At 38.5% G+C, this 12330-nt stretch carries 10 protein-coding genes and 2 tRNA genes; 1 reads left to right on the top strand and 11 read right to left on the bottom strand.

Going from position 1 to position 12330, the window contains the following annotated elements; genetic code table 11:
* Positions 1-5: 5 nt before the first annotated feature.
* From ATS76_RS17960 to ATS76_RS17915, 11 genes are all read right to left on the bottom strand, one after another.
* On the bottom strand, positions 6-2102 hold the full coding sequence (locus ATS76_RS17960; RefSeq protein WP_058553179.1) for a DUF1302 domain-containing protein: 2097 nt from the start codon (positions 2100-2102) through the stop codon (positions 6-8).
* 253 nt (positions 2103-2355) lie between these two features.
* Positions 2356-2577 carry a DUF2835 domain-containing protein gene (locus ATS76_RS19160; protein WP_008127316.1) on the bottom strand — a complete coding sequence of 74 codons (222 nt, stop codon included), beginning with the start codon at positions 2575-2577 and terminating at the stop codon, positions 2356-2358.
* Positions 2578-5172: an aminopeptidase N gene (gene pepN, locus ATS76_RS17955; RefSeq protein WP_058553178.1), complete on the bottom strand. Its 2595-nt coding sequence runs from the start codon at positions 5170-5172 to the stop codon at positions 2578-2580. It abuts the gene before it with no gap.
* A gap of 45 nt (positions 5173-5217) precedes the next feature.
* The gene (nhaC, locus tag ATS76_RS17950) at positions 5218-6681 is read right to left on the bottom strand and encodes a Na+/H+ antiporter NhaC (protein ID WP_201023518.1); all 1464 of its coding nucleotides are present in this window, start codon (positions 6679-6681) and stop codon (positions 5218-5220) included.
* 178 nt (positions 6682-6859) lie between these two features.
* Positions 6860-8884, bottom strand: a complete 2025-nt coding sequence (gene prc / locus ATS76_RS17945; protein ID WP_058553176.1) for a carboxy terminal-processing peptidase — start codon at positions 8882-8884, stop codon at positions 6860-6862.
* Positions 8885-8909: 25 nt separating this feature from the next.
* A complete protein-coding gene (gene proQ / locus ATS76_RS17940; RefSeq protein WP_058553175.1) occupies positions 8910-9557 on the bottom strand; it encodes an RNA chaperone ProQ in 648 nt (215 codons plus the stop codon).
* Between the two features lie 15 nt (positions 9558-9572).
* Positions 9573-9851: a hypothetical protein gene (locus tag ATS76_RS17935; RefSeq protein WP_058405538.1), complete on the bottom strand. Its 279-nt coding sequence runs from the start codon at positions 9849-9851 to the stop codon at positions 9573-9575.
* Positions 9851-10309, bottom strand: a complete 459-nt coding sequence (locus ATS76_RS17930; RefSeq protein WP_010556413.1) for a GAF domain-containing protein — start codon at positions 10307-10309, stop codon at positions 9851-9853. The genes ATS76_RS17935 and ATS76_RS17930 overlap by 1 nt, the downstream gene beginning before the upstream one ends.
* Positions 10310-10437: 128 nt before the next feature.
* Positions 10438-10818: a hypothetical protein gene (locus ATS76_RS17925; RefSeq protein WP_058405537.1), complete on the bottom strand. Its 381-nt coding sequence runs from the start codon at positions 10816-10818 to the stop codon at positions 10438-10440.
* A gap of 338 nt (positions 10819-11156) precedes the next feature.
* Positions 11157-11247: transfer RNA gene (locus ATS76_RS17920), tRNA-Ser, on the bottom strand.
* Between the two features lie 51 nt (positions 11248-11298).
* Positions 11299-11389: transfer RNA gene (locus tag ATS76_RS17915), tRNA-Ser, on the bottom strand.
* A 249-nt stretch (positions 11390-11638) separates the two neighbouring features.
* Between ATS76_RS17915 and ATS76_RS17910 the strand changes: the two genes are divergently transcribed.
* Entirely contained in the window at positions 11639-12304 is a 666-nt protein-coding gene (locus tag ATS76_RS17910) for a Bax inhibitor-1/YccA family protein (RefSeq protein WP_058553174.1), read from the top strand.
* Positions 12305-12330: the final 26 nt, after the last annotated feature.

Below are 12330 nucleotides of genomic sequence, written 5' to 3'. Positions count from 1 at the left end.
TACCCCTAAATAGAATATTTTAAGTTAAAAGAAACGTAATCGCGGTCTGAGAAGGTATTTACACCACCACCGCCCCAAAATGAGTTGTAGCTCACATCAAGTGACCACGCATTTTGGTAGTTAAAGTTCATAGTAGCACCTAGTGACTTCCGATCTTCAATGAACAAGAACATAGGATCAGGTGTGTTACCATTTACGTCATGTGAAAATACAAAGCGAGGTGAAAAGTTGATACCGTTGTAAAGGTTAAAATAGTCACCCTTAGCAATTAGTCGGTAACCCCACGATGAACCCGTTGCAAACGACTTTTCTTCAGGACCATTTGAAAGACCTAAATGCAACGTTGAGTAATCTGTTGTACCTGGGCCAGTGATAACACCACTTCGACCAGTACCTGACACATTTAAACGCATTTCATCGTAATCTGGCATATCGTGAATTTTAACGGCGCCCACTTCACCTACCACAGCCCAACTGTCAGCTCCTAATGACGGGCCAAATAAATGCGTTGCAGTAAACTGAATTTGTGAGGTATCACGTTCAATATAACCTTTTGCAACTTCACCTGGACCTACAGAACTGATTGCATCACCAATACTCATTTGCGAAATACCGGCAAAATCAGGACGAATACCAGCAACGGCTAGCTGTTCAGGCATTGCTGTGTAAAGTAATTCTACATCATCAATTTGCAGAGGCTCGTCTTGTCTAAAAGCAAATTCACCTGCAAACGCAGTCTCGCCAATAGTCGTATTAAAGCTCACACCATAAAGTTTTATATCTTCAGGGTATTCATTCTCAGCTTTAGAAAATGCAACTAAGTCAGCAACATTATCATCAGTGATTTCTGTTGTAGAAATCATTGCTAAATCTTGTGCAATGGCAGCTTGAGAAAAATTAGATACACGCCCTGAAATAAGAGGACGACGGCTGTGGTAATTTACGTGGTAAAGCGCAATTTCAGTGTCATTCCACTCGGGTAAAAATATGCCTAATCGTAAACCATATTGACCACCATCATCTGGTTCAGTTTTACCGTTACTACCTTTACCTTTAAGTGCAACCTTGGTTGGGTGCGCTAGGTACATATTAGCTAGTAGAGCTTGGCCTTCTGCACTTGTAGGATCAATACCCTGAGCCGCAGCTACTTGAGCATAGGTTGCAGTTAAGTTATTTAAACTTTCAGTTAAAAATGCAACATCTATATCAGGGTTAGACGTAAAGCCTAGCTGAACGTTTTGTTGGTAACCATTTTCTGCTGCAAAGTCATTGGTAGAAAAATAAGTTCCTGCAGCTGGCAAGCGAGTCTCATGCCATTGGTACTGATAAAAACCTTCTAGGGTGATGTTATCTGTAATGCCCAATGATGCCCAAAGCATACCAACAGGAATAAATGCTTCTTTAAGCTCTGCGCCTGGCGCTTTCAATCTATCGATATCTACAGGGTTCACATTTATACCATGAGATATAAGTGTACTTTCACCCCAGTTAACTACTTGTTGGCCAAGTCGGACTGATAATGGGTTTTTGCCTTCGTTTAAATCAAAGTCAGCCCAAACAAACGCGTCTAATAAGCGAATATCTGCACAGCTTTGTTCTTTTGTATCTTCATCATCACAAGGATCTACGCTTTGAGCTGATGTAGGATTTGCGTAGGCAAAGTCACCATCCATCAGGGCAAAATCATAAAAATACATAAAGCGAGTGAATAGACCGTAGTTGTCTTTGTTTATTGAAAGATCATGTGTACCTTTCAATAATTTTGAAAACGAATCACCGCTGTCAAAATTAAGGTCACCAGCATCACCATTATTAGAGTAAGAGCCAGGCTGAGCCCAAACATCTTGCGAAGAATAAATAGTATTTACAGCAGGATTGTATCCTGTCCAATTAAATGCGGGGTTGTTGCTTTTACCTATTAAACCAAAGTCTCGGTCTTCTACACGAATACTCTGGCCGTACGAAAATGTAGAATCGAAGGTTATGTCAAAGCCTCCGGCGTCAAATGTTACAGCCTGTGAGCTTGCTGTAGTTAAAGCTAAACTAGCGGCTGCTAAACCTATAGCGATTTTGTTTTTAACAAAAAGCGATCTTCTTATCATTGTGGTTCCCCCCTGTCGCGGGTCATATTGTGTGATCAAGTTATTGTTTTTAGTGTAATCGTAACGATAGAAGCGAATTGTATTAATTACAAATAGTCGCATTCAATCTGTCATAAATATAGTGTGTCAGCTGACGTTTACGTATTGGTAAGACGTCATACCAGATAATTTATACACGTTATTTAACAATAGAACAAATTGAAATTAACAAAAAGACAATATTTCTATGATTTTATAACATAAAAATAGCGCTCTAAGCCACTCGTTCAATACGAATAAATTTATTTTCAGGGGTGAGTAACATTCTAAAACGCCCTCTTACACCCAAGCTTGTAACAAATGGTCTTAAATGATCGGCAGAAAACCGAATTGACTTCCCACCCTCTTCAACCACTTGGACAGAACTATATCGACCGTGGTAATAATCCATGCAGTCGTTATAGCTCAATCTTAAATTAAAATAATATTCAAGCATTTAATTAAGCGCTTTTTCAACCTTCTCGAATAAGTCGTCACTTAGTCCATCTAAATTAGATAAACGTTCCAATTGCGTTTTCATAAGTGCTGAACGTGTTTTATCATAACGCCTCCAAGACATAAACGGTGTTAACATTCTTGACGCATTTTGTGGATTTATTGCATTAAGCTTAACAAGTAAATCACCTAGCAATTCATACCCTTGCCCGTCCGCTCGATGAAATTGCTGAGTATTAAAATAACTAAAGCTACCGACTAAAGCACGCACTCTATTAGGATTTAAAAAATCAAAACTTGGGTGTTCGTATAATGACTTAATGTTAATAATTGCGTCTTCACCAGTTTGCATTGCTTGAAGCGCAAACCATTTGTCCATGACAAGTACATCATGTCGCCACTGACTATCAAAGTGCGACAGTAATTCATCACAAAGCTCATGAGAAGCTTTTACCACAGCGCTAAGCGAACCCAACACATTGGTCATATTTGATGAGCTAGCAGCACGTTTAATAAATTTATCTGTTTGTTTACTTGGAACCTTTGCAAGATAATGCAGGCATATTTGCTGCAGTGAGCGCACAGCAACCGCTTCAGCACTTATGCTACCATCGTCATGTAATGAACCAAAACATGCTGTCAGCTCATCATTAAGGCTTGTGGCAATTTGCACTTCGAACTGTGCTACAACGCGAATAATTTCATCAACAGGAATAATTTCAAATTCAGCAGCTAATGTGTCAAAGCTAGGAAGTTTTAATAGCTCAGCAATTAACGCTAAATCGCCTTGTTTTGATACGATCAACACACGCAAGGCTTCAATTATTTCGTCACTCAATTGAAATTGTATATCAGAGTTAATTGCTGTTTTTACTGCTTTTATGAACAATTGCTGTTGTGCATCCCAACGTGAAAAATCACTTCGTGCAAAACGCATGATATGCAAAAGCTCTAGCTCAGTTGTTTGTTGAGTCAAAATACACGGTGCTGAAAAATCTTCTGATAAAACGGCAACGGGTTTGCAAGTTACATTATCAAAAATATATCGCTGCTTTGTATCGGTAACATTAAGTACATTACTTACTTTTAAGCCTTTGTACTGTAGTTCGATGCTATTACCAGATTCGTCTAACAACTCAATTGCAAACGGGATGTGCAAAGGTGCGTTATCGGGCTGATTAACGGGTGCATTTTGTTCTATGGTTAGTGTGTATGTATTAGAGGCACTATCATAATGCTCTATAGCATTTAAACGAGGCGTGCCTGCCTGGCTATACCAACGCTTAAATTGCTCTAAATTAACACCCGATGCGTCACTCATAGCACTGACAAAGTCATCACATGTAACAGCTTGGCCATCATGGCGTTTAAAGTAAAGGGCCATACCTTTTTGGAAGTTATCCTCACCAAGCAAGGTATGCATCATTCTTATTACTTCAGCCCCCTTGTCGTAAACTGTTACGGTATAAAAGTTATTCATTTCAATAACTTTTTCAGGCCGTATAGGGTGCGCCATAGGTCCTGCGTCTTCGCTAAACTGGTGAGTTCGCATAACCTTTACAGCATCAATGCGGTTGAGCGCGCGCGAACCTAGGTCACTACTAAATTCTTGATCTCTGAATACAGTTAGCCCCTCTTTAAGTGATAACTGAAACCAATCTCTGCAGGTAACACGATTACCAGTCCAGTTATGAAAGTATTCATGACCCACTATAGACTCAATGGTATGGTAATCTTTATCTGTTGCTGTTTCTTGATTTGCCAAAACACATTTACTATTGAATATGTTTAGGCCTTTATTTTCCATCGCACCCATATTAAAAAAATCTACGGCTACAATCATATATATATCAAGATCATATTCTAGATTAAAACGCTCTTCATCCCATTGCATAGACTTTTTAAGTGATTGCATCGCATGAGGTGTTTTAGACAAATTACCCTTGTCTACAAATAAAGCTAAATCAATTTTTCGACCACTTTTTGTTGTATACGTATCCTTTGATACATCAAAATCACCGGCAACTAATGCAAACAAATAGCTAGGTTTTTTAAATGGGTCTTGCCATTTAGAAAAATGACGGCCGTCGGATGTCTTACCGGTATCAACTTGGTTACCATTAGACAACAAATGCGTATACTTTAAATCTGCAACAATAGTCACATCAAACGTCGACAACACATCAGGGCGATCCATGTAGTATGTTATCTTTCTAAATCCCTGTGCCTCACACTGTGTACAATATGCTCCACCAGACAGATAGAGACCTTCTAAAGACGTATTCGTCTCAGGAGATATCTCAGTCACAATACGTAATTTACAATGCTCTGGTAGGTTATTAATGACTAGCTGTTCGTCAACAACACTGTAATCTGTTAGCTCAAGCGCATCTATCGATAAGGAAATTAACCGTAAATCTATGCCATCAAGTATTAGAGGTGATTGACCGCCACTAACACGTGTTAAGGTAAGTACGCTTATTACCGTTGTAGCTGTAGGCTGAAGATCAAAAGTTAGGTCTGTATGGTCAATTAAAAAATTAGGGGCTTTATAGTCTTTGAGATATTGAGCTTGAGGTGTCTTTGAGTTAGTCATATTTACTCCAAAGTAGCGCCTTTATCAATAAAGGCGCTACTAAATTTAGGCAGATTGTTTCGGCTTAATACGTAAAATTTTAATACCAAGGTAAGCATATATAACAGCTAAAACGGGATTAATTAAGTTGAAGAAAGCATAAAGCGCGTAATCGAAAGGGTTTATTAAAAGTACACTTTGCATGTAAGCACCACAGGTATTCCAAGGAATAAGCGGGCTGGTAATCGTACCGCCATCCTCTAAGGTGCGAGATAAATTAACTGGCTTTAAACCACGCTTTTTATATTCGTCTTTAAACATACGTCCAGGAACCACAATAGCGATATACTGATCAGCTGCAATAAGGTTGGTGCCAATACATGTTGCAATTGTAGAGGCAATTAAAGAGCCGGTACTTTTCGCTATTTTTAAAATACTTTTTACAAAAATATCCAACAGGCCCGTTTTTTCCATAATTGCGCCAAACATTAACGCAGTCATAATTAACCAGGTAGTTGTCAACATGCCCGCCATACCGCCACCGCTAAGTAGTGAATCCATTTTGTCATCACCGGTATCAATACTAAAGCCGTCAAAAAATGTCGTCCATACCAATTTAAAATACCCAACCACTTGGCCCTGGGAAATATCTATTTGAGAACCAATTAGGTCAGATTGAAATAACATTGCCCAAACAGCACCAACCACAGCACCAATAGAAATAGCAGGAAAAGCAGGCATTTTTTTAATTGCTAACACTAAAAGTACAATTAAAGGAATAAGCATCTCAAAACCAATGTTGAAATTTTGCTCCAAAATTAACGTAATTTCGTCTAAGCGCCCGGCCTCATTAGAAGCCGTTGCATTAAAGCCCATAAATATAAATATAATGAGTGCAATCACAAAGCTAGGGACTGTTGTCCATAGCATATGCTGAATATGTTCAAATAAGTCAGACCCAACCACAGCGGGTGCTAGGTTAGTTGTTTCAGAGAGTGGACTTAGTTTATCACCAAAATACGCACCTGATATAACAGCACCAGCTGTAACCGTCTGCTCTAAGCCAAGGCCTGTGGCAACACCTAACAAAGCAACACCAATTGTAGCTGCAGTGGTCCACGAACTACCAATACTCATAGCTACAATGCCACAAATCAAACAACTTGCGGCATAAAACCAACTAGGGTTAATTACTTGCAAACCATAATAAATTAACGTTGGTACTGTGCCAGATAACAACCAAGTACCTATCAATGCGCCTACCATTAATAAAATGAGTATAGCGCCAAGTGACAGCGTTATACCTTCTATCATGGCTTGCTCAAGCTTTTTCCAAGTGTAGCCGTTTTTTAGGCCAATGAGAGCAGCTGCAAAGGTTGCAAATAAAAGTGCAATTTGGTTTGGTCCAGATGACGAATTGTCGCCAAATAAATAAACCGCGGCCCCTAACAAACAAATTAAAACTGAAATGGGAATTAATGCATCAAGGAATGAGGCGGATTTGACTGGTTTATCATCCAATGGGTTCAAGGTTGAGACTCCTACACACATACAGCGTGTTTAATTATTATTTTTAGCACTTAGTGCGTATTAACTGAGCATTACTAAGCTGGCTCAATTTTTAATAGTTAGAGATTATAACAATTTAGGCAGTGATAGGTAGCAAAAAAGGCGCATAAGCGCCTTTTTTATAGTGGTAAAACCAGTTTTACTTTTTGGCTATACGCCCAAAATTTATATAATCTTGAGTTATTAAGGCTGCCTCTTCAAGGAAAGGGTCAAGCTCATCAATAATTTCGGGTACATCATCTAGGTTTTCAACAGGGTCTTTACCTAATCGTTTCAAGCGTTCATTTGTACGTACTAATGCACGCGCTTCGCCCTCTTCTTTTTCTTTAATGCGAGAAGCTTCAACTAAAGGAATTGTTTTACGATCTTTTTCTTCATTGTAAAACGCAATATCGTCAAACACGTAACCAAATTCTGGCTCAGATTTAATCCGATCTTTATGTTGTTTTTCAAGATACGGAATAACAGGTGTTAAGTTTCCTAACTTGTTATATTTTGCTTTTACAATGCTATCCCATGGTAATGCATTATCTTGTTTACTTTCACCCCACTCAGCAGGGTCTATCGCTGATGGAAAAGAAATATCAGGAATAACACCTTTGTGCTGAGTACTGCCGCCATTAATACGGTAAAACTTCGCTATGGTGTATTGCACGCTACCTAGTGGGTTATCGTAAAGATCATATGCTCTTGCAAGACCTTTATGTTGCTGCACAGTGCCTTTACCAAACGTTTGTTCGCCAATAATAACAGCGCGACCATAATCTTGCATTGCAGCGGCAAAAATCTCAGAAGCAGAAGCACTGTAACGGTCAACTAAAACCGTTAAAGGGCCGTCGTAATAAGTAACGCCATCACGATCCCTTTGTTCTTCAATTCTGTTGTTCAATGTATGTATTTGTACAACAGGCCCTTGGTCAAAAAACAAACCAGAAAGCTGAGTAGCCTCATATAAAGAGCCCCCCCCATTTTGGCGTAAGTCGATAATAATACCGTCTACTTTAGCCTCTTTTAATTTAGCTAACTCAACTTTGACGTCTTTAGATAGGTTATTGTAAAAACCTGGGATTTCAATAACCCCAATTTTGCTTGTTAAATCAGAATATTTAGCTTCGAACACTTCTGACTTGGCAGCTCTGTCTTCAAGTCGGATTTTATCACGAGTAATTTCGACAACTTTAGGTGTGCCGTGAGCATCTGCCCCTTTTAAATATTGTAAACGTACTTTAGTGCCCTTTGGCCCTTTAATTAAATCTACAACATCGTCTAAACGCCAACCAATAACGTCAGTAAAATCTTCACCCTCTTGTGCTACACCAATAATTCGGTCATCGGCTTTAATTTGTTCTGTTTTATCCGCTGGACCGCCGGGAACAAGACTACGAATAACGGTGTAATCTTCGTCAGGAGTTAGCACTGCGCCAATCCCTTCAAGCTCTAAGTCCATATCCATTTTAAATTGTTCAGCACGTCTTGGTGATAGGTAAGACGTATGCGCCTCAATTGAGCGAGCTAAAGAATTTAAAACAATTTGAAAGGCATCTTCTGAGTTTGATTGAACTAAACGTTTTTCTGCGTTTTTGTATCGCTTAGTGAGAACCTCTTTAATACCTTCCCAATCTTTACCTGTCATTTTTAAACGTAGTGCATCGTACTTAACGCGTTCACGCCAAATTTCATCTAGCTCAGCTTGCGATGTTGGCCAGGCTGCATCTTCACGATCAAAAAAGTATTCATCTGGTTTCTCAAACGTCATTTCATTTTCTAGTAAAGAAAGTGAATATTCGTAACGCTCAAAACGGCGCTTTAGGCTTAAATTAAATATATCAAACGTAAAGCCTAGTTTGCCGGTTGTTAAAGCGTTGTCAAAGCTATCGCGATATTGCTCAAACGATGCAATATCACTGGCTAAAAAAACGCTTTTATTAAAATCAAGGGATTCGATGTAACGATCATACACTCTACTAGAGAGCTCATCGTTAAATCGAACCGGGATATAGTGTGAACGAGTAAATAAGCTTGCCACGCGTTTACTGGCAGTACCATGTTGACTTTCTTGCTTGAGTAGAGGTAAATCATCAATTGTGACAGGCTCTACAGCAGCAAATAATGAACCTGAGAACAGGGCTGCAACTACCGGAATGAGCGTAAACTTTTTACTCATACAAACTCCTTAATTTATGTACAGCTTATATAGTGTATAAGCTGTCTGCTTTGGTTTTAACTTGCATACCAGTCACTAATTCAACATGAACGTCGTCTTTGTTTACTTCAGTGATTACTGCATTTACAAGTGCTTGGCCTAGTTTAACCTTAACCTTGTTATTAACCTTGACCTCTGTCGCTGGTAAAGGTTCAATTTTACCTGAACGTTTAGCAGGTGCAGCTTTAGCTGGTTTGTTAGCCGACGCGTTTTTATCTGCACCTTTACTTGCATGTGCTGGTTTTTTCTTAAAGTTTTTAGAATCTGAGTCTTGACGTGGACGCTGTTGTTTTTTGCGCTTAGCCATTTTTGCACGACTTTCTTCTAATGCTTTTTGAGCATGGTCAATATGCTCTTGCTCAACTTTTTCACCTTGATTACCATCAAGGTCAATACGAAACTCCGACTTTGTCACAGCTTCTAAATAACGCCAGTTAGACGTGTATTTTCTTAGTGCTTGACGAACTTGAGTCTTGCTTACTTTTTCAGACCCTTCAATACGCTCAGCAATATCTTTAAAAATACCGACTTTAAGCGGTTTGATACCGTCTTTTTGTTTAAAACATTGTGGAAATTCTTGGTACAAGAATTCCAATACTTCATTAATATCTTTTAGCTTGTTTGTGGTTTCCATTTTAGAACCTATTTTTCACATCTTTTCATCAAGGGACGAATCAACATAGTGTATTACCCAGTCGACCAGTTCTTCGAAATCGGCTTCAAGTACAGCCATATCACCTCGAAGGTGTTCCCAAATACCATTTATTATTTCATCGATTGATTCACAATCTAAATCATCTGGGAGTTTGTCCCAAGCAATGTGAATCAAATCATTGAGCGTTTCCGCTACATGTTCTTCTTCGCCTTCCCAGTCGCCTACATCTTGTAAAGCAAACAGGTAGTCTTGAACATTTAGCAAATCTTTCATTACAAGCTAGCCTCAAAGCATTTAACCAATGCTTCTAATCCCGCTTTGTCATCAGTGTCAAATCTAGAAATACTAGGACTATCAATATCTAGCACTGCAAATATTTTACCATGTTTCATGATAGGTACAACAATCTCAGAGTTCGATGCTGCATCACAGGCAATATGCCCATCGAAGGCATGAACATCTTCAATTAGTTGTGTTTGCAACGTAGCTGCAGCCGTTCCACATACACCCTTTCCAACTGGAATACGGATACATGCTGGGTTACCCTGAAATGGGCCTAGCACTAATTCTGACGGCGAATCAATAAAGTAAAAGCCCGCCCAATTTACATCATCTAAAGAGGTAAATAACAGCGCGCTTATATTTGCCATATTAGCAATTACATTCGACTCACCGGCAATCAGCGATTCAGTTTGTTTAACTAATGACTGGTAAAAATCGTGCTTTTGCATACCAAACTACTTCTTATTAAACATACAGTAGCTAAAGGTACTCTTTGTGGTGAAAAATTGGAACCTTTTGCAGGTAAAAAAAAGGAATTTCCGTAGTTTAAAAGCGTCCTTGGTTAATAAAGACGCGATTATGATTTTGAAGTTTTACGAAGACCAAATAAAAACAGCCCTGCCGCTATTGCCGACATAACGCTATTAATCAAAAATATTTCGCCTGTAGATGCACTCAGTAGAAAACTAAAAATAGCCCCACCAACTAAACCAAGCGTTAAAACACCTGAGTAGTTTACTTTTGAATATTTAAACATTAATAAATAGCCAGGGACAACAAATGCAGCCATTGTTAACCCAACAATATGTGCGTTAGAAATAGCCGTCATTAATAAAGAGAAAAATATTGAGACAAATTCACCTTGTAAGGTTACCGAATAGTAGACTCCTAGTAAGCTACCCACAATAACAGGAGAAAGTAATGAAAGCGCAACGCTTTTTGCTAATTGGTGTTTCATTTAATAGTCCTTAATTACACATATACTTTACTAATAAGCATGCACCAAGAACCCAAAGTTAGAAACAGAGACTATGGTCGTAAATTACGCTCAAAAATAAAACACATTAAACGACGAACGACCTATCGTTCTTGGGAAGTAATTTTAATAAAGGTAAAGTTATTGCGTTTAAATAACAAGACAGGTGATTCATTCTGCAGATGTTAAACAGAAGAATTATTTGATGTCATCAGCATTCATGTTTAATTTTAAAATTAATTAAACATGAATGCTGATTTCAATTAATAGTTAAATCTAAAAAAACAAAAAAGCCCGCTGTTTAGCGGGCTTTAATATAATGGTGGAGAGATAGGGATTTGAACCCTAGATAGGCTACAAACCTATGCCGGTTTTCAAGACCGGTGCATTCGACCACTCTGCCATCTCTCCAAAAGTGCTATAAATTACAAGTAAGAGTGTACTCATAATTATTGTAATAAATGGTGGAGAGATAGGGATTTGAACCCTAGATAGGCTACAAACCTATGCCGGTTTTCAAGACCGGTGCATTCGACCACTCTGCCATCTCTCCGCACGGCCTGCATAATAGGGAAACCCGTTGGCTTTGTGAAGCTTTTTTTTTAAAAAATTGTTTAAGTGCTTAAAAAACAATTGATTTGTTCAAAGATAAAACAAAAACTTTCTTCTTGGTGCTTAAATGAACTTTAATTAAAAAATTAATGTCTATTGATCCACAAAGGTTTGCCCAAACATATAAGAGTTGGTAATCTAATTTTAGTTAAATTATCGAAACACACGTTTCACTTAAAGGAGCTCTACAATGGCGTTTAATCAATCGTACAATACCGCTAAACCGGTAATGTCTACCATTGAAACAAACAAGGTACTTAAAAATACCTACTTTTTACTAGCGATGACACTGGCATTCAGTGCAGTAACGGCTGGTATCTCAATGGCACTACAATTACCTTACTTTATGGGAATTGTGTTCACACTGGTTTCGTTTGGTTTACTATTTGTTGTAAACAAAAAAGCTGACACCGCATCTGGTGTATTTTGGGTATTTGCTTTCACTGGTTTAATGGGAGCCGGTTTAGGCCCAATGTTAAACCATTACGCTGCCATGCCTAATGGCCCAATGCTGATTATGCAAGCACTTGGTTCAACGGCACTTATTTTCTTTGGTCTATCTGCATATGCGCTTAACACCAAAAAAGACTTCTCTTTTATGGGCGGCTTTTTAACCGTTGGCCTAATTGTTGTTATTGTTGCAAGCATTCTTAACATATTCATCGGCAGCTCTTTAATGTTTATGGTGCTTAACGCTGCTGTTGTATTAATTATGTCTGGCTTAATTTTATTTGATACAAGCCGCATTATTAACGGCGGAGAAACTAACTACATTCGCGCTACAGTATCTTTATACCTGAATGTGTACAATCTATTTACTTCATTACTGCACCTACTTGGCGCAAGTGATGACTAATTAAATAGTTCTGTTAAAATAGCCCC

Source organism: Pseudoalteromonas sp. 10-33 (assembly GCF_001469195.1).
Taxonomy (GTDB): domain Bacteria; phylum Pseudomonadota; class Gammaproteobacteria; order Enterobacterales; family Alteromonadaceae; genus Pseudoalteromonas.
Note: the sequence above shows the minus strand (reverse complement) of the source record. Positions and strands in the feature narration are given on the sequence as shown.